This is a genomic window from Paraburkholderia aromaticivorans, from assembly GCF_012689525.1.
GTDB classification, from domain to species: domain Bacteria; phylum Pseudomonadota; class Gammaproteobacteria; order Burkholderiales; family Burkholderiaceae; genus Paraburkholderia; species Paraburkholderia aromaticivorans_A.
In genome coordinates this window covers 237,132-255,832 of record NZ_CP051514.1, presented here as the reverse complement: position 1 = coordinate 255,832, position 18,701 = coordinate 237,132, and the positions used below count along the sequence as shown (strand labels likewise).

Here is an 18,701-nt window from a genome sequence, read left to right as displayed (position 1 = left end):
TGACTTCCTCTCCGGGCTAAACCCCGGAGATTCCTTCTGCAAGCGCCTGAAGTCCCAGGCGGGCAATATTCCGGGCGGCGTTTGCGTCGCGGTCGTGTACCGCTCCGCAATCGCTGCACGTCCACTGCCTTATTCCAAGTCCGGCCCTACCTTTCGGACTGCTGGGCGGCTTAACGCCACAGCACGAGCACGTTTGGGTTGAAAACGCTTCGTTGACCTCTGCGAACACCACGCACTGCCTGATGGCTTTGTACTTGAGTTGCGTCCGGAACGTCGTCCACGCGGCATCGAGCACGGACTTGGCCATGCTCGTTTTTGCCAGCGCTTTCGCGTTCACGTTGCCCACGAAGATTGCCGCATGTTTTTTGACAAGCGCCGACGTTTCCTTGTGGATGGCGTCCTTGCGCTGATTCGCGACTTTGGCGTGGATAACCCTGACGCGCTTCTTCTTGCGAGCACGCTGCGCAATGCCCAGCGCCGCTTCCGACTCGCGATACCACTGCTTCGGCTCGAATTTTTCGCCACTGCAATACGTCGCGAGCGACTTCAGGCCAAGGTCGATGCCGAGCACCGACGCACCATCCGGTACGCGCTTTTCTTCGACCTGTACCTTGACGGCCACGTTCAGATACCAACGCCCGCGCGAGTCCTCGTTGAAACTGCCCGCCTTCAATTCGTATTTCGACAGGCCATATGAGTCCCACAGCCCGATGTTAATGCCGTTGAAGCGGACCTGGCCGTTCTTGTACGTCAGCGCGCGGGCCTTGAACGGAACCCATCCCAGCGAGTATTTGGGGGACTTGCGGTCGCTCACGCGCCAGTTGAGACGCTGCCGTTTGAACTGCTTGAGCCGGGTCGCGAATTCTTCGCACACCTGCTGCTGCGTGGCCGACCCGATGGAGACGCCTTCGCACTTGCTGAAGCCGTTGGTCAGCTTTTGCAGGTCGAAGCCGGACAACCAGACCTTCGGGCGATTGCAGTACCGCTTGAGGCTACCGAACTGGGTCTCGTTGCAGAAATTCCAGACCTGATTCACGTCGCGAGCCATCGCAAGCATCGCCTTCGCGTGCTTGTCCCTGATTCGCAATTTCAGTGTCCTGGTGGCTTCCATTCCTGTATAGTACACTTGGTCTTAGAAACTACGCAAGAGGGAAGGATGGGGCGGCCACGCAAGACAGATAGCGATTTACGGCACGGTCGGCATTGCGTCTTTGTGCTGCATGTTCACTTGGTATTTGTTACCAAATATCGGCGGAACGTGTTCAAGAAAGAGCACCTGGACGCCATGCAGTTGATACTGGCGAACGTCTGCCGGGACTTCGAAGCCGAGTTGGTGGAATTCAGCGGCGAGCACGACCACGTACACCTGCTGGTCAACTACCCGCCGAAGGTGGCGTTGTCGAATCTCGTCGCGTCGCTGAAGGGCGTGTCATCGCGTATGCTCCGACAGCAGTTTGGAGACTTTCATCCGTGGCTGAAGCGGCGGGGCGTGTTGTGGTCCCCGTCCTATTTCGCGTCATCGTGCGGCGGTGCGCCGATAGATATCCTCCGGCACTACATTGAGGAACAGCGAGCGCCCCAGTAGGACGCCTGCGGCGTCCGTGCTCTCGCCCCCGGACTAAACTCCGGGGCTTCCCGCACATCTGGTGATTTTTCCGCCGCAGATGCCGTGGCGGATCGAGAAGATCAAGCGCGATCTACGGCGCAATATGGTGCTCGCATGTAAGGGTGCGCTCTCCGGACTCGACCAGCGCTTCCAGTCCAGCACCCACGACCTGATGCTCCAGTTGCGCACGCTCCTGATGTCACGATCCGCACAGCATCGCGGCGCGTTGAGATAGATGCTCGTTATCCTCGAAGTCGGACGTTCGACAATCGATCTTCGCAACGAGCTGCTCGACGCGCCCTACCCGGAGCGATCGCAACCGGGATGGCGCACGTCGCTCGATGCGGTCAGGCAGGATCTGGCGGACCAGTTCGAATACCCGGACACGGGTAGAGTCACGCGGGCGCTGGCATCCCTCGACAACGCGATCCGGATGGCGCAGTCTTTGCGCGATTCGCTGCACCAGAATCGCGAAAGACGTCATCGGATGCGGCGGATTCTGGGCGATCTGCACTTTATCCGCACCGCGCTGCTTGATCGGGATGCACCGTTCTATGCGAGCTGAGCGCGAGGCCGATCTCCGGGGGTGAAGGCAACTCTGGCGTTCACCGCCGGTCAGCCGGCAAGCAGAGCCTTGTCGCGTGCAATGACTTCTGGCAGATAGGTGCGCAGGAAGTCGACCCATGTCCTTATCTTCGCATCGATGAATTTGCGTGAAGGGTAAAGCGCGTAAATGTTCATGTTCTGCAACGTGTGAGCGGGCAGCACGCGGACCAGCGTGCCGTTGCGCAGACCGTCGACGGCGGCGTACAGCGGCAGCATGCCAATGCCCATGCCTTCGCGAATGGCGACAACCAGCGACTCGGCGATATTCACCTGCAGCGGGCCGTGAACCGAAATTAGTTCGCTGCCGCCGGGGCCTTCGAGCAGCCACTCGTGCGGCGGAAATGCAGGCGTGTTCAATATCAGGCATTCATGTTGCGCGAGATCGCCCGGTTTCTCCGGGGCGCCCCGTGAACGCACGTAGTGCGGCGAAGCGCACAGGATGCTGCACGTCGAGCCGAGCAGGTGAGAAACCATCTCCGAGTCAGAAAGCGAAGGAGCTCCAATGACGGCAACATCGCTGCCCCCTCCGAACAGGTCAGGCGCGCTCTGTGACATCGTCAGTTCGACCGTGACGTCCGGGCACTGGGCTCGATACCGGGCGATCGCCGGCAGCAGGTAGTGCTGGCCCATGCTCGCGAAGCTGAACAAGCGCAACGTGCCGCCGGGGCGCTCATGCGCACCGCTCGCCTCCTCCTCTGCCTTGCCGACGTCGGCAAGGATCTGCTGGCAGCGCTGCAGATATCGCTCACCAGCGGGTGTGAGTGCAAGACGCCGCGTCGAACGGTTCAGCAGGCGGGTGCGCAGATGGGCTTCGAGATCCGATACCGCGCGAGACATGGCGCCGGTCGTCGTATCGAACGATTCGGCCGCCGCAGTGAAGCTGCCGGCTTCGACGACCCGTGCGAACATCCGCATGTTTTGCAGTGTGTCCATAAAACCCTCAAGTTCAGACGGTCACGACCGCCTGGCCCGATCAGAGAGCGGCCCGAAGCGGGATCCCGAAATGAGTGCTGGCCGATTTGACATGCAAGACGGCCATTGCCAGCGCTCGAGTTGCGGTGTCGAATGGCGCGCAGTGCGTGATGCCGCTTTCGAGGCCATCGACAAAAGCCAGCGGGTCCCGCGTGCCGTCGCGAAGTGTATTCAGGTAAATCGCTGCAGCGCCTTTGACCTTCGCGCGGATGACAATCTCGGGTCGGGCCATATTGTTTCGTCCTCTTGGGTGCTCTAATCGGCGATCGGCAAGTCAAAGGGTAAGCCGGCGGGAAACATCCGTTTGCAGGCCATTTCCCTTTGCGGTCGAACCGACGGTCGACACGATCTCCCTTGTGCGCAGCGCGGTCATCACAGGTGGCGGTCATTGCGACCCGAACACAAGTGTGGCGTGCCATGCAGCGAATCGCGCCCGGGCGAGCAATCAGTGCAACGTGCAGGAAGCTCTGCAAAACGCAGCGCGGGCGCCTTGAGAACGCCCATCGCCAAAAATGGACGGCCCTCAGACTTACGTCACGAGGGACGTAATCATGCAGAATACCTTCGCTTACAGCGCGGCATCCTTCAACTTCTTCAGCGGGCGCACCTTGAGGCGCACCGAAGCTGGTTTGGCCGCAAACCACTTGTCTTCACCCGTGAACGGGTCTTTGCCGAAGCGCTTCTTCCTGGCCGGCACATCTTGCGCGATCACCTTCAGCAGGCCCGGCAGCGTGAACTCCTTCGCGCCTTTCTTGTGAATCGATGCCAGCACCGTTTCTTCAAGCGCCGCCATCAATGCCCTGGCCGCCTTCGGCTCCACGCCTGAGCGCTCGGCCAGGTGAATGGTCAACGATGCCTTCGTGAACGAATCCTTGATCGGTTTCAGGGGAGCGGCTCCAAGAGACTTCTTCACCGCAGGTACTGCTGCTTTCTTTGCGACCGGCGCAGTGGCTTTCTTGCTGGCGGGTGTCACCGTTTTCTTAACCGATACTGCCGCTTTTTTCGCGGCCGGAGCAGTTGCTTTCTTCGCAGCCGGAGCAGTTGCTTTCTTCGCAGCCGGAGCAGCGGCTTTCTTCGCGGCCGGAGCAGCGGCTTTCTTCGCGGCCGGAGCAGCGGCTTTTTTCGTGGTTGTTGTTGCCATACATTCCTCGTGTTAAATCAAAGGTTGCCCAAGACCTTCGCCTTTGCACCGTCGCCGACTAATTCAAAGGCACAAATCCTCGGGTTCGGCGCCAGCGTATCAACACGGATGTGAATCTGCAACGGCCAAGGCCCGAAACCAAAGAGTTTCGCGCCGAAGTATCGCAAAAACGATGACCGGCGACGCTTCTTCTGCTTTAAACCCGACGGGCGAGAGTATTAAACCTCCCTGCGAGTCCGGCGTCGAGTTCTGACCATAACCATGGCGGTCACCGGGCCGCCTCAGTTGGACGCCTGTCAAAACGAGACCCACCCGCGAGTGCGGATGAAGTCAAATCCGTGGTTTACGCTTCCTGCGCTCATTCCGCTTTAGCAACGGAGGAGGTCGTAGGCTTCGAACACTCCGCCGTTCCGAAAGCAAGATGGAACAAACCTCAAGATGAGCAGCGTCCCCGTGCGCTTACCTCTCGTGACAAACAACAGTCCGCCTCCAGTTTGCCGGACCGCTTGACGATTTTGCGGGGCGCTTATTTAACGGAATATGTCGCGTCGATGCGTTCGAGAGCGTCTCGGTGTCATCTGCATCTGCGACGCTGGATGACGGCGCCGACGTCGACGTGTTGCCCGCGACAGCATGGTCGTTGACCGATTAGGGCACGGCCCCTATCGCATCGTGCTCGATAGCGACAGCTTCCGGACGCCTATGGCGATGACAGAACCCGCCCAGACGCGCCTGGCGAAAACGGCTAAAAAAACGCATCCATGACACCATTCGAATCGGCGATTTACTCAACTTGAAACTGGCCCAATTACGGCGATCATCCCCGGCCTCAATACGCCGAACCGTGACACGGGGCGGGTCCGTTGACCGGTGTGGTTTGCCGGGTACCGGATCGCATCTTCAGGTCGATTGACAGAGGCTGTGCGACGACGACCGTTGAAAACATTGAGATCAGCGTCCACACGCAACGCCGCAGGCGGGGCATGCACGTGGATTCGCCGACGCGGGCTCATCATCTGGCCCTTGGCGGTCAACGGCGAAACGTAGGAAAGTTCGTTACGAGCCTGGCCCAAGGGCATTCGCAGCCCGCACGGGAATTATTGGCCCGCGACAATGACCTGTCCCGTCATGTCTTCCATGAGGCTTCGTTCGTATGCCTTTGCAACTTCCGCTGCGGAGATGCCGCCCGCAGGATCCTTGCCCATCAATGTCCATGTTTCAGTCATCCAGCCGGGGCTGATGGCATTAACACGCAACCGCCCATGTAATTCGAGCGCGGCGGATCGCACGAACAAATTAAGCGCGGCGCACCGGATGAATGCCCTGACCTCCACATTGACGCTCGCGGCAGCGTTCCCGATCTCTGGACGTTGCGCCAGTGTCCCGCCCGTCAGTGTTACAGAACCGCCCTTCGAAATGTGTTCGACACCGTAACGCACGAGGTTCGCCTGGCCCATCAGCTTATTGGCAACGCTGTAGCTGAAATCGTCATCCATCGAGGATCCGGGTGGCGGGAACCGGTCGTCACGGGCTACGCAGATTACCGAGTCAACTGTGCCCACCATGTTGTACAGCGCAACAATCGACGCCCTGTCAGAAATGTCTGCCTTGAGATTCGCTTTCTTCCTGCTGGCCTCGATGATTTCGTGTTTCGAAGACAGTAATTTCACTATCTCGCGACCAAGTAATCCTGCGGAGCCGACAATCAACACTCTCATGGCATGCTCCGGAAACAGTTCGAAAATTTGCGAATGGCCGAGGTCGTCCCGCATCGGTCTCTGGCCAAAAACCTATACCCGAACGGCAGCCCTGTCGAATGCCAGTCCAGCATAGTACGACATAGCGTTTTTCGCCGGGGTAAGTCGCGGGTGATGAGGCAGGACGAATGTGGGGTGGAACGCCAGCTTTTGGGGGCCCTGTGCGGTAGGACCCCTGGCACAACGACGGTTGAAGTTGCCGCTCACAGGCGATGCGGCAGGCATGACCATTATTGAACTGGCGCCTGATGTTGCGCCAGGCAGACGCGAGATCGTATCCCGCCTGTCCAGTCGGCTCAATGACGTCTGTTGTGCGATAGCGCGAAAGGCAATGAGCATTTCTGGTTGCCGGCAGACGCTGACTACGGCCGCATGGTCCAGGGATTTGCCAACAGAAGGTGCGGTATTATCGCCGTCCCGAGCGAAAGATCCGTTTGCGTCCGGGTGAACAGGTCAGGCCCACGATCGGCGTTTTGCTCATCAGGCGTGAGTGCCCCTTGCCGCCGGTCTGCGTAGAGTGGAACGGGCGTCCGCGTTTATTCGTCGCACATCCACCCGGGTCCTGCGTTACCACTGCGATGCCGTGCGGCTCTTCGGCTTCCTGATGACGCCGATCATGGTCGACGCAAAGATACTGGCTGGTCGTAGTGAGCGACGCGTGGCCGAGGTTATCGCGCAGGAGTCGCAGATCCATCTGCTAGTCCGCGGGAAGCGACAGCCCGCGTAAGAGAGCGGGTCCTCGGGTGTCAGGTGTGCTTTGCCCGGGCACCGGTTTCATCGCCGACATTATCGCCGCGCCCATGCCAAATTCCCCAGGTCGACCGTCTCCTGCAGGCCGACTCAAACGAGCGGAGTTCTCACTCTGCAGCGCGACGACTTTTTTCCGTAGTGTCTTTCGGAGCAACGGCTCGCAGCGTGACAGCATCACGCTCGTCGACTGTTGATATCGACGTGCTGGGCGATTCTGCATCGGCGTCGGTCTGTTGCGGCAGCGATTCGACGGCGTAGCCGTGATGCTCCCATGCGTCAAGCCCCCCCTTCAATGCACGTATGCGCCTGAATCCCTTTCTGTGCATCTGTCGCGTGATCTGCTTGGCAGTCGCTTCATTGGGGCATACGCAGTACACGACAATGTCATGCTCAAGTAAACCCGCATTAACCTTTTCCGGGGAATTCAGATCAATAAGAATTGCACCCGGTATCCGGTGTGGCTCCGCCAGCCTGACCGAAATCGGGCGCGCATCCAGGATAACAGGCGGGCGATCGTCGCGCATCATTGCGTCAAGCTGAACCGGTGAAATCCGGATATGCGAGAGCCACCTCCGGAACCGCAGGCGCTGAATCCATCTGTACATGAAGTACGAAACCGATATCAACACAAGAACGTCCATTACAGTCGCCCCGTGTGCCCTCACTGCGGACATCATCAACGTCAACTGTTCTCCAAAAATCGTGCCGCCAAGCAGCCAGAATCCCGACCACGCTAGCGCGCCCGCGAGATCCCACGCCAGGAAGATTTTTTTGTCGATAAGCGTCGTGCCCAGAAGCGGTGGAGCGATGAGCCCAAGCCCCGGCACAAACTTTGACACCAACAGGATCGGCGCACCGAAGCGTTCAAACCACTCTCGCGTTATTTTTATGCTCGAATCCAACGAGAGTGAAACCCGTACAAGTGCGTTCAATACGCGGCGGCCGTAGAGCCGCCCTATCGTGAACCAGATGCTATCCGCCAGAACCACGGCAAACACCGCGGCAGCGAGGACACACCAGAACGGAACCAGACCTGAAGAAACAGCGGCCCCGGCGAGAAGCAGCACGGGCGCAGCCGGCATCGGAACGCCCAACTGCGTCGCCAGCACGCTGGCGAACACTGCCCAGGCACCCCAGCTTGAAATTAACGATGGCCAAACTTCAGTCAAGAACCCTGCTCCATTTCGTTCGAACCAAAACAACGCCTGTCAGGCTGCGCGCACTCATGTGCCGCGCCTTATCTCACCGGTGTGACGACTGCGTGCGGAGGAAGTGACCAGTGCTATCCGCGCGTAGACGCAAGCAGCATCAAAGGAATTCCGCTGCATTCCACTGGGGGAATCACCGTGCCACCCGGCGCGACACGCAGCATCTGGGCGTTCACTTTCGACCATTCAGTCGCATCGCTATGCAGGATGTTGAAGGGCCAGGACGGGGCTCTCAGGCGCTCGTGCACAAGCGAGCCAATCCACACGGGCGTTGATACTTCATCTTTGTCGCCGGCTATTGCATAACCACTGCTCCAGAACCGAAGCACGTACCGTTCCTCCGGCGTTCCGCCAGGCCGGATGAACATCAGGGTCGACGGCACCCCATTATTCAGTCGTGGCAGCACCGGCAGTTCCATGGCGGCAGCATGGGGCACAGCCAGGGACAGCACGCTGCGAGTAGAGAGCCCGGGACCGTCCGCCCAGCCTCTCGCAGAAAGTTGTCTTGTGATGTCCTCACGGTCGGCTGTCCACTGAACGGCAAACGGCTCCAACCGTTCGCCGGCCATATCTGCGCGGTAACAGGGTAGCCTCATCCAGAGAGAATCCGCCCATTGCCCTTCCGTACCGAGCACCGCCGCGGTGTCTGGCGAACGTGCATCGGATTGGCGAGGCGGATCAGCATCGAGCTGCAGGCCCACGCTGCAAACCGCGACCAGCAGAAACACGGCCGGCATGAAACCGCGCGACGCGGGCACGCTCGGATTGTGCCAGACAGCGATGACACCAATAAGGGCCACCCAGGTCAGCGCCAGCATTGCGCCAACTACAGCGTCGGAAAACCAGAACCGTCCGAAGTACAGTCCCGCAAGTGCGGCGACGGCCACGACGGCTGCACTCGTCGTGGCGGCCAGAAAACCGGCAGGACCGCCGACCCTGCGTGTAATGAAAAAGCCGATGAACCCATAGACCACCACCGACGCTGCCACATGATTGCTGGCAACTATGTACGCCTCTGTCGGAAGTGACCCAGGGGGCACGCGGTGTATCGTGAACTGGATAGCGAGGACCACGATTTCCGAAAAAACCATCGCGCCCAACCACGAGACCAGGGTGCGCCAACGGCGCTCCCACGCCATCCAGCAGGTGGCGGTTGCGACCAGCGCCAGCAAGGTCGGCGTGCTGGCTAGCGTGGTAAAGCCAGCGAAGACAAGATCGCTCCACGGATTGCGGACCGATTGCATGAGCCGATACACCGAAACGTCAACCTGCAGAAACGGCGCCGCGCTGATGACGTCTCGCAAAACCCGGAAAGCCACGCCGCCGCACACAACAACGACCGCAGACGCGGTCATCGTGATTACCACCATGGCGCGGTCGAGACTCAGGAGCCGGAGCATCAGGGAACCGGTTCGCCCTGGGCGATTGCCGGCCCAGGCTAACAGCCTGAAACGGGCCTTCGACGCCCAGTTCATGATATGCCGCAACAGAAAGCGCGTGACGCGCAACGTCAGCCAGACGACTCCGACCAGACCGCCCAGGATGATAACGAGCCGGAAAGACACCGCGCCCGCCAGTTGAACTGACGCCCCGAAGACGATGCCCGGCAACATATGTGCGGCAGCCCACACCAGGGCCGACCCAACGTTTATCGCATAGAAGGGCACCGCGCGCATGCCAAACATTCCAGCCACGACGGGCACCACAGCGCGCAACGGACCGATGAACCGCGCGAACACGATGCTTTTTGCACCGTGCCTGACGAAGAAGACGTGTCCTTTCTCAAGCACTTTCGGATACGTGCGAAACGGCCACATCTGGACGATCGTGGTCTTGAAGCGACTCCCGAGCCAGTAGCTCAAGCCGTCGCCCGCAACGGCTCCGACCAGAGCACAGGCAAGACTCCAGCCGAGATTCAGGGCTCCGGTGCCGACTAGTGCACCGCTCATGAACATCAACGTGCTGCCCGGTACGAAGGTTCCTATAAAGGCAACAGCCTCGAGAAAGGCCGCAGAAAAAATCACGATTAGCGTCCAGGCCGGGTGACCGGCGAGCAGATTCATCAATTGAACGTAAGCGTGCTCCATGCCATCTCCTGAGACTGCCCATGCGAGCAAGCCCAACTCGCAGACCTCAAACGCCGTGCTCAGGATCCGGCCGCCGTCGCATGGAAACGCGTAGCCGGGACTGAAGTCCGACAAATAAGGGGAAGTCGTTAAAAGGCGGTGGCGAACTGCGCCAAGACGCCGCCCAGGCACTGAGTGCCGGAGCTGGGTGCCAAGCTGGAAGGGTATTCAATATAATCGGTTCTGCGTCCGGCTTCAACAACGGAGCGCGCGATAGATTGTTACGGATATCGATATATTGCAGGCCAACCTGTCTGATCCAATATCCTCTACATCTGCGTCTGCAAAGAGCCTGAAAAGATGGGATAGACCGCACACATGACGACGGGTTCAACTATTACACGCAATGTAAATAACTTTTATTGAGGTCGACACTGCGAGGTGTCACGTATAGTCTGAGACCTGCAGTGTTGACCCGTTCTGACGAGAAAAAGAACTGGCAGCACCCAAATTCAACAGCATCGCGAGATCCTCGCTCTTCCAGATGCCTTCTGAACCCGGCATCTCGCCGCGACGAGTCGCGGCGTCTCGCACCACCTCTGTTTATCCATCTCCCTGAACATCAGCATGTCTCGTAACACACATCGAAAGTCAACCCGCCTATCTGCCCCGCGTACACGTATGGCCAAATCCATGCTCCTTCCTTTAAGTCCGGAGCACCTGAGGGAAGCCTCTTTAGCCAATCATCTTGCTCTCGTTGCCTGTAGGGGCGAATTTGGAACACTACATTTACTGAATGAGCTCATTCGAGTTGTTTACCTCACCTACTACGTCCAGCAGGACGGATTTGGTGATGCGCCACTCGAGCTTTACCAGCGAGTCGAAGCGGCGCTCGGGCGCAGCATTGCGCACGGAGAGAGGACCGGGAAATGGCGACTTGATCCGGCGGATATCCCGTACTTCGAGAACATATTGCGATTGCGCGATCAGCAGCTGTCATCGGCCACCCTGCGATTCATCGTGGGCGCGGAGGAACGTCTATGTTCTTTTCTCCGCAGCCGGCGTGTTTCCCCATTACCCACCGCCGATGCCGCCTAAATCGAGCCGACGCGCACGGAGGTCGGTTGAAAAAATCGGACGCCGACTTTCCTCAAAAAACAGCGGGAGTGTTGCAGATAAAACAGCAACGCAGTGAAGATCGAAATTGATCTGGAATCCGGCGCGGTAACCGCCGCGGGGTCTGGCAATTTCAGCGCTGCAGGTTTCTTTGTCCATGTGACGAAGCGGCGTCAGTGATGTAAAACGCGCTTCTGGACATCGCGACCGGGGTCAGTTCCAGGCTATCGTGACGGCAGGTAAAACAAGCATCATGCGATGTCCACGGCCAGCGTTCATGTCTCGGGATCGAGCGGACAGTGGATCGAAGCTTTGTCGAGCAACTGCGCAAAGCGGCACCGCTGCCCGCTTCGATGAATAGTTTGTGGCGATCGTGTTACGATTTTCATGATTCTCGCCGGTTTGAGCGGAGAGTGATCGACGTTTCGTTGTCTGGAGGATTTATGGTGTTGGAGCATCGCGGCTTTAAAGCGACGACCGATGTGGTGGCGGATGAACTCGGCGTCCAGTGGGTGTGCCGCGCTACGATTGAACGCACTGATGGCAATAGCGAGAACGGCGGGCCCCAGGGCATCGAATTCAGCCTCTCCAGAGCAAAAATCGACCCCCTGATGGCCGCCAGCGTGCTTGAGCATAGAGCTGTAACGTTGATTGATGAGTGGCACAAGCAAGGGCACAGATAGGCTTGCCCTTTGCCTCACCGGGCGGCTCATCAAGGATTCCCCCCCCGACGGACATCGCGATCTCTCGACAGGGATGCGTGGCCTTGATGGCGCGTCTTGTTGTCGCAGCCAGTGCGCTGTCCGGGTCTATCTCGTTGTAGTCGACTGGCCCTGCCAGGTAACGGAATTGACCCGCGACCGGCTGATCGATTCGGCGAGAGCACTTCATATGTCCTTTGGCGATCATGCTCATGAGTTCGGTTCTGCGTAGAGAATCCGCGCACAGCGAGAATTCCTGAACCCCAGCACGGGTCGCGTGCGTCTCCCGATACGCGTTTCACGCTCGGCATTGATGGCTTCGAGAGCGGCGAAATTCAGGCCGCTTTTGTCGAGGGTCGCTGGCCCGGGCACGCCATTTCGGTCAATCCTTTTCTCAAAATCGCGCCGGGCCGCTGTCTTGTCCGATCGGCGCCCGGCAAACAGCCGATAGCGTGACCGTCCTTCAGCGGCCCTGTAGAGATACCACCAGCCGCACCCTTGACGCGGAGGTAATCGATGATCGCACGAGGCCCTTCGCGCCAATACGAACCGGTTCCCCGCTTCATCTCCGCCGCCGGTTCCTTTATTCCCTAAGGACGGGCTACACCCCGTCCTGGCCACCGTTTAACCAGCCGAATATGGAAATCGTTTTTACCGTTCTCATCCAGCTGCTTGCTGTCGGACTATCCGGCATTTGCGCGCGCATGTTGCCGTTCAAGCTGCCCCTCCCGCTGATACAGATTGCAATTGGCTCTGCCTTGGCGTGGCCCGGTTTCGGGCTGCACGTCACTTTCAACCCCGAACTGTTCATGCTGCTTTTCATCCCGCCGTTGCTGTTTGCCGACGGCTGGCGTATTCCCAAACGCGAGTTCTTCATGCAACGCCGGGCGATTCTCATGCTCGCCCTTGGCCTGGTCTTCATGACGGTCCTCGCAGTTGGTTACTTTGTGCACCTGATGGTGCCGGCGATACCGCTGCCGGTTGCTTTTGCACTTGCTGCCGTGTTGTCGCCAACCGACGCCGTTGCGCTGTCAGGCGTGGCGGGCAAGGGTGCCATTCCGGGCCATCTGATGCACATTCTCGAAGGCGAGGCGCTGATGAACGATGCGTCGGGCCTCGTTGCGCTGAAATTCGCGACCGCCGCAGCATTGACCGGTGTCTTCTCGCTGCGCGATGCATCCGTCAGCTTTGTCATCATTGCAGCGGGCGGTCTTGCGGTGGGTAGCGCGATCGGATGGCTCGCGATCGCAGTGCCCGCCCGCGTCATGAAACTGGCCCAGGACGACGATCCCGCAGCAGGCGTTATCATGACACTGCTCGTTCCCTTCGCGGCATATCTTTTTGCCGAGCATGCCGGCTGCTCGGGCATTCTCGCCGCGGTCGCGGCAGGGATGATGATGAATTACCAGAGCTTGCGCTCATCCGTTCCAACTGTCGTGCGCATTCGTCTCACAAGCACCTGGGGCATGATTGAATTTGTATTCAACGGCGTGATCTTCATGCTGCTCGGACTCCAGCTTCCCCACATTATCGGTACAGCAGTGCTGCGCGCCCATGCGGAGGGCAACGGGCATGTCTGGCTACTGCTCGGCTACGTCACCGCGGTGATGACCGCGCTGCACGCTCTGCGCTTTGCCTGGGTCTGGCTGCTGCGCTGGCTGGCTAGCCGTCGGGCAGCAAAAAAAGGCCTGCCGAATGCTGTTCCGGGTCTGCGTACCGTGACTGTGATGACGCTGGGCGGCGTGCGCGGCGCGGTCACCCTCGCGGGGATCCTGTCGTTACCCGTCGCGCTGTCTGACGGCCAGCCGCTGCCGGGGCGAGATCTCGCAATTTTCATCGCGTCCGGCACGATCCTGATGTCCTTGCTGGTTGGCGTCGTCGGTCTGCCGTTGGTCTTGCGCGGGATCAGGCGCGGACCGGACCTGTTCGCCGCGGAGGAGCGACAGGCACGACTGGATGCAGCGCAAGCCGCGATCCGGGCACTTGAAGGCGAGCATGAGCGTCTCACCGCTGGCCTCGACGAAGCCGGGGCGGCCCGCGTCGCCAACTCTTTCGCCAGGGTGATGGATACATATCGCCGGCAGGTGGATCTCGTCGCCGACGAGCAGACGCTGCGCGACGCGGTACGTCAGAACGAGATCGTGGAGACAGACCTGCGCATGACCGCCTTGCGGGCTCAACGCGATGGACTCCTGAAGCTTCGTCGAAGCCAGAAAATCAATGACGAAACACATAGCAAGCTGCTGCGTGAAGTCGATCTGTCCGAAGCCGCGATCGTTGCTCGAAAGAGAAACCGCGAGCCCGCGGCTTACTCATAGCTCAGGAATCTGGTGGGCATATGTCAAGAGAAACGGACCTGGCAGTTCGACGCATGGCTTGAACAGGCATGGGCGCCCCCGACGTGTACTGATCGCCGATCAGTTCAAGAGCACGCGGTTGACGAACAGGGATCCGGGGGTAAACTTCGAATACCGCCAGCAAGGGGCTGAACAACCGGGGGAAAACTCGCAGCAGCCGGCTCGGGTACGCGATAAGGTGATCGCCGCGTCAAACCAGCGCGCCACCCGCAATGATTCGCTTCAATTCAGGACGCTCGCGCAGCAGCGGTCTGGCCGCCACCTGTTGCGCTGGCTTTGCACATCGAGCCCCGCTCCATGCTGGTCCGCTGCTCGTCACAGCCAGTGCTTGCTGCCGTTGATCGCGACGACCACTTCGTCGAGCTACCACTTCTCGCCTCGCGCCAATGCGGTCGACCGGGTACACCCGGGGGGCAAGCAATGTCCCGCCCGAAGTTAACCGACAAGCGTCGCACCGGCTCGCAGGTCAGATCGATGCCAAGGGCGCTCTGCATCCTCGACAATGCGCGGGCACACCGGAAAACGGTAGTACGGCCACACCGCATAGCCGATCACATCATATTGGGAAGCACGAGCCCAGCGCGAAATGGTCGAACTGACGGTGCGACCGTGCGGGTCGGCCGTTCGTTTCATACCTGCCATTGTCGCCATGCTGCCGGTGACTTGCCAGCGACGTGGCAGTATCCGGGCCCTGCCAGCAGGTTTCGCTAGCGCACTGTATTATGTGGTCGCCCTTTTGTCAGCAAGTAAGGAGAGGAGCCGGTGGTCGAAGAATCCATGCTTGTGACACCACTTGCGCGACGCCGCTTGCCCCTCCCGGGGTCGCTCTCTCCAGACCAACTTTCGCCATGGCGCGGCTCCCGCGAACCGGAGATTTCGACGACTTTGATGACGCTTTCATGCCTGATTTTCTGGGCCTGCACGACCACATCTGTCAGCATTGAACAAGCTCCCCATCTCTACCTTTCAAAAGGGACGACTGTTAATCCCTTTGCCATGTGGGGCCAACTCGCCAAAGTCACTACGGGCCAGGCCGAGCAGTTCTGCGAAAAGCAGGACAGACAGATGCATCAAATCAGGATCGACATGCTCGGCGTTCGATACCGTGCTCGTGAGGCAGACGTCTATTTCGAGTGCGTCCCGCGCTGGCGCGTCCGTTGAACGCTCGGCATCGTCTGGCGCGTCGCTGTTCTTAACCCATCGGTAGATCAAAGGCCACTCAGGTCAAAGTCAACGTCAACGAGCGCTTCGCGATGCGGTCCCGCGGGCGTGCCATCGCGTTGATGGCGAGAACAAGAAAGCCATTTCGTGCTGTTTTGAACAACGTTTTTGTATGCGACTGGATCGGTTACTCCTGACGTACACCTTCAGGCAGATACCCGCTGAACGCGCACGACGTGACCCTTCGACATTTTGGGCGACGAGCCCTCAACTTCCGTTGCCAGCGGTGAGCGAATGCAGTCCGAAACCGGGCGTTCTACTCCCGATGTTGATTCTGGAAAGCAGAGCACGTCCCTCGACGTGAGCGGGCCCTACGATGGGCGGGCTCACTGCACCACGGCCTCAAACAGTTGAAGGCGAGCAACGCCGGGAGCCCGCGGGTCCGGGCCGTCTTTCTTTATCGACGCCTTTTCCCGAGAAAACATTCTGTCCCAGAAATGGTGATGCGCGTCAGTAGTTTCGTCCATGAAGACGTCTACCGTATGCTCGTTGAGGTCTACCTCAAACCTGGCGTCCGCGAGACGCCGACCGGCAGCCAGAGACTGCATGTGAAACTGGCCTTCGTGTTCGCGCCCGTCGCTTCCGACCCATGCCAGATCCAGCGGCTCACGAGGAAGCAGCCCGGTCGACTGCACGCGTACGCCACCATGCCATGGTTCAAACCGGCGTCCATCCCACTTCACTCTCAACTGACTGATCCCGTCGGCCAGCGGCAGCACCTCCAGGGAATATCGCGAATCTGCGATAGCAGGGCTTGAGACGATTACGGTCAACATTGCAAAGCAGGCAATGGAGAGTCGACGACGAATTCGATGGCGATTAAACATTCTGTTTCTGCATCGGGTGATGTTTGCCCAAATTTCCAGGCGCGTGATTTGATCAGTGCGCGAGGCTCATATCGGCTTCGTTTCGCGCCATCATCGAAATCTGCGCGTCAATTCGGAAACCGTTGTGCACCGCCCAAACACTCTCCGAGGGGACGACCCGTCGGCCAGATAAGTCTTGCGATTCTACTTCTTTCACCATGTTAGAGTCAGCCTTGCGGTTACAGGTGCCAATCGTGCAACACACCGTAACGTAGACTAAAAATTGTCCATGCTGCGCAAATGAGCCGGATGACGCCTTGTCGCCCGCCGGGAACGTAGTCGGCTGGCAATCCATGTTTTATCCGGCTCATCAGACTTCCGATGGCATAGGGCCTCCGCAGCGCGCGGCGATATCACGGTTTTTGTTCGGTTGCCCAGCAACAATAAAACCTGAGATGGCATTACACGCCGATCAGGGGGCGCGCATAGTGGTCGACCAGCAGCGCGGCGTATAGCAGCGACAGATACACGATCGAGTAACGGAAGGTTCTGCGCGCCAGATCATCTGAGTAGTCCCGATAGATCTTCCACGCATACGCGAGAAACGCGGCACCCAGCAGCACCGCGGCCGCGAGATAGACCACGCCGCTCATGCCGGAGATGAACGGCATCAGCGTCACCGCGAACAGGATGACCGTGTACAGCAGGATATGCAGACGCGTGTACTTCTCGCCGTGCGTGTTCGGCAGCATCGGCAGGCCCGCGTTTTCGTAGTCTTTGCGGCGATACAGCGCGAGCGCCCAGAAATGCGGCGGCGTCCACACGAAGATGATCAGCACCAGGATCCAGGCGTCGCCCGGCACGTGGCCAGTGACCGCGGCCCAGCCGAGCGCCGGCGGCATCGCGCCCGAGGCGCCGCCGATCACGATGTTCTGCGGCGTGGCCGGCTTGAGCAAAAGCGTATAGATAACGGCGTAGCCGATGAAGGTGGCGAGCGTCAGCCACATCGTCAGCGGGTTGGCGAATGTGTAGAGCGTCCACATGCCGAGGCCGCCGAGCACGGCCGAAAACAGCAGAATCTGCGCCGGGGTGATTTCGCCGCGCGCGGACGGCCGCCACGAAGTACGGCGCATTTTCGCGTCGATTTTCTGTTCAACCAGACAATTGATGGCGAATGCTGCGCCGGTCAGCAGCCAGATGCCGACCGTGCCGCCGATCAGGACGGTCCACGGCACCATGCCGGGCGTCGACAGGAACATGCCAATGACGGCGCAGAACACGGCGAGTTGCGTGACGCGCGGCTTCGTCAGCGCGAGGTACTGGGAGACCCGGCTGCCGGGATGCCGCTGGAAAGTTGCACTGTCCATGTGGGTTCTCGTATCGAATCCTCGGCAGAAGGCCGCATCGAGGCTTTAGTCCCGTGACATTGCGCGTTCGACAGACATATGCGCGGGCATCATGTTCACGTTCGCGTTGTGCATGACCCACAACGAACCGGAGACGATGATGAGAATGATGAGCGCGGAGAACCCGAAGACTGCCACATTTTCACGCTGGTCACGCGATGTACCCATGTGCAGGAAAAATACCAGTTGCACTACAAGCTGGGCCACACAAAGCGCCACGATGGAGGCCACCGCGACGCCGCGCGACACGCCGCCTGACATGACGACCGCGAACGACGCCAGGGTCAGCACCAGCGAAAGGACGAAACCGACGGCATAGCTTTTCATGCTGCCATGAGACGGTGCATGAGCGGCCTCGTGCAAGGATGGAAGACGATCATTCATCAGATAGCCCCGCGCAGATAGACAAAGGTAAAGACGCAGATCCAGATCAGATCCAGAAAATGCCAGAACATGCTCAGACAGGCCAGCCGCCGCTTCGTCACGCTGTTCAAACCATAGCGATGGATCTGATGCATCATGACCAGCATCCACAGCAGCCCGCAGCTCACATGCAGCCCATGGGTCCCTACCAGCGTGAAGTAGGCCGACAGAAAGGCGCTAACGCCCGGGCCCGCACCCTCGTGCACAAGGTTGGCGAACTCGAAAACCTCCATGCCCACAAAGGCTGCGCCCAGCAGCAAGGTGATCCACATCCATCCCAGCGTAATGCCCCGTTCGTCGTTACGTGCACTCAGCATGGCGCCGCCAAAGGTCATACTGCTGACTAGCAGCAGCACGGTCTCGGTGAGAACGAATGGGAGATGAAACAGTTCCTTGCCGCTCGGACCGCCCGCCGTGTTGGCCGCGAGCACGCCAAACGTGGCGAAAAGCACCGAAAATATCAGGCAGTCGCTCATCAGGTAGATCCAGAACCCCAGCGTGGTTCTCGATCCATCGTCGTGCTCATGATGGCTGTGAGCATTCATCGTGTCTGCTTTACTCATTT

At 59.4% G+C, this 18,701-nt stretch carries 17 protein-coding genes and 2 pseudogenes; 6 read left to right on the top strand and 13 right to left on the bottom strand.

Features of this window, described 5'->3' with window-relative positions; translation table 11 throughout:
* Nucleotides 1-16 precede the first annotated feature (16 nt).
* Nucleotides 17-1,087, bottom strand: a complete 1,071-nt coding sequence (locus HF916_RS01150; protein ID WP_240975280.1) for an RNA-guided endonuclease InsQ/TnpB family protein — start codon at nt 1,085-1,087, stop codon at nt 17-19.
* Nucleotides 1,088-1,156: 69 nt separating this feature from the next.
* Between HF916_RS01150 and tnpA the strand changes: the two genes are divergently transcribed.
* Both tnpA and HF916_RS01135 read left to right on the top strand, forming a co-directional pair.
* Entirely contained in the window at nt 1,157-1,585 is a 429-nt protein-coding gene (gene tnpA / locus HF916_RS01145) for an IS200/IS605 family transposase (protein ID WP_168787507.1), read from the top strand.
* A gap of 79 nt (nt 1,586-1,664) precedes the next feature.
* Nucleotides 1,665-2,171, top strand: a pseudogene (locus tag HF916_RS01135) (FUSC family protein).
* Nucleotides 2,172-2,221: 50 nt separating this feature from the next.
* Here HF916_RS01135 and HF916_RS01130 read toward each other — a convergent pair.
* From HF916_RS01130 to HF916_RS01100, 7 genes and pseudogenes are all read right to left on the bottom strand, one after another.
* Nucleotides 2,222-3,145 (bottom strand): LysR family transcriptional regulator, encoded by a 924-nt coding sequence (locus HF916_RS01130; RefSeq protein WP_168787504.1) that lies wholly within the window; start codon nt 3,143-3,145, stop codon nt 2,222-2,224.
* A 40-nt stretch (nt 3,146-3,185) separates the two neighbouring features.
* Nucleotides 3,186-3,416, bottom strand: coding sequence for a hypothetical protein (locus HF916_RS01125; RefSeq protein ID WP_168787503.1), 231 nt, complete (start codon nt 3,414-3,416; stop codon nt 3,186-3,188).
* A gap of 336 nt (nt 3,417-3,752) precedes the next feature.
* Nucleotides 3,753-4,325, bottom strand: coding sequence for an HU family DNA-binding protein (locus HF916_RS01120; protein ID WP_168787502.1), 573 nt, complete (start codon nt 4,323-4,325; stop codon nt 3,753-3,755).
* Between the two features lie 1,097 nt (nt 4,326-5,422).
* Nucleotides 5,423-6,043 carry a short chain dehydrogenase gene (locus HF916_RS01115; RefSeq protein ID WP_168788939.1) on the bottom strand — a complete coding sequence of 207 codons (621 nt, stop codon included), beginning with the start codon at nt 6,041-6,043 and terminating at the stop codon, nt 5,423-5,425.
* A gap of 616 nt (nt 6,044-6,659) precedes the next feature.
* Nucleotides 6,660-6,779, bottom strand: a pseudogene (locus tag HF916_RS01110) (tyrosine-type recombinase/integrase); the annotation flags it as partial.
* A gap of 160 nt (nt 6,780-6,939) precedes the next feature.
* Complete coding sequence (locus tag HF916_RS01105) at nt 6,940-8,001, bottom strand: VTT domain-containing protein (RefSeq protein WP_240975279.1); 1,062 nt, start codon at nt 7,999-8,001, stop codon at nt 6,940-6,942.
* Between the two features lie 113 nt (nt 8,002-8,114).
* Nucleotides 8,115-10,127: a VTT domain-containing protein gene (locus HF916_RS01100; RefSeq protein ID WP_168787501.1), complete on the bottom strand. Its 2,013-nt coding sequence runs from the start codon at nt 10,125-10,127 to the stop codon at nt 8,115-8,117.
* 660 nt (nt 10,128-10,787) lie between these two features.
* Here HF916_RS01100 and HF916_RS01095 point away from each other — a divergent pair.
* A complete protein-coding gene (locus tag HF916_RS01095; RefSeq protein WP_240975277.1) occupies nt 10,788-11,204 on the top strand; it encodes a hypothetical protein in 417 nt (138 codons plus the stop codon).
* Here HF916_RS01095 and HF916_RS01090 read toward each other — a convergent pair.
* Nucleotides 11,181-11,381: a hypothetical protein gene (locus HF916_RS01090; protein ID WP_168787500.1), complete on the bottom strand. Its 201-nt coding sequence runs from the start codon at nt 11,379-11,381 to the stop codon at nt 11,181-11,183. The two genes, HF916_RS01095 and HF916_RS01090, sit on opposite strands and share 24 nt — an antisense overlap.
* A 140-nt stretch (nt 11,382-11,521) precedes the next feature.
* On the opposite strand from HF916_RS01090, the gene HF916_RS01085 reads away from it, so the two are divergent.
* From HF916_RS01085 to HF916_RS01075, 3 genes are all read left to right on the top strand, one after another.
* Nucleotides 11,522-11,905 carry a hypothetical protein gene (locus HF916_RS01085; RefSeq protein WP_168787499.1) on the top strand — a complete coding sequence of 128 codons (384 nt, stop codon included), beginning with the start codon at nt 11,522-11,524 and terminating at the stop codon, nt 11,903-11,905.
* A gap of 656 nt (nt 11,906-12,561) precedes the next feature.
* Entirely contained in the window at nt 12,562-14,241 is a 1,680-nt protein-coding gene (locus HF916_RS01080) for a Na+/H+ antiporter (RefSeq protein WP_168787498.1), read from the top strand.
* 801 nt (nt 14,242-15,042) lie between these two features.
* A complete protein-coding gene (locus tag HF916_RS01075; protein ID WP_168787497.1) occupies nt 15,043-15,441 on the top strand; it encodes a hypothetical protein in 399 nt (132 codons plus the stop codon).
* 386 nt (nt 15,442-15,827) lie between these two features.
* Here the strand turns inward: HF916_RS01075 and HF916_RS01070 are convergent, their stop codons facing one another.
* The 4 genes from HF916_RS01070 to cyoC all read right to left on the bottom strand — a co-directional run bounded on the left by HF916_RS01070 (nt 15,828) and on the right by cyoC (nt 18,699).
* Nucleotides 15,828-16,328, bottom strand: a complete 501-nt coding sequence (locus HF916_RS01070) for a hypothetical protein (RefSeq protein ID WP_168787496.1) — start codon at nt 16,326-16,328, stop codon at nt 15,828-15,830.
* 440 nt (nt 16,329-16,768) lie between these two features.
* Nucleotides 16,769-17,674, bottom strand: a complete 906-nt coding sequence (gene cyoE, locus HF916_RS01065) for a heme o synthase (RefSeq protein ID WP_168787495.1) — start codon at nt 17,672-17,674, stop codon at nt 16,769-16,771.
* A gap of 45 nt (nt 17,675-17,719) precedes the next feature.
* Nucleotides 17,720-18,097 (bottom strand): cytochrome o ubiquinol oxidase subunit IV, encoded by a 378-nt coding sequence (cyoD, locus tag HF916_RS01060; protein ID WP_168787494.1) that lies wholly within the window; start codon nt 18,095-18,097, stop codon nt 17,720-17,722.
* On the bottom strand, nt 18,097-18,699 hold the full coding sequence (cyoC, locus tag HF916_RS01055) for a cytochrome o ubiquinol oxidase subunit III (protein ID WP_168787493.1): 603 nt from the start codon (nt 18,697-18,699) through the stop codon (nt 18,097-18,099). Before cyoC ends, cyoD begins: the two co-directional genes overlap by 1 nt.
* Nucleotides 18,700-18,701 lie beyond the last annotated feature (2 nt).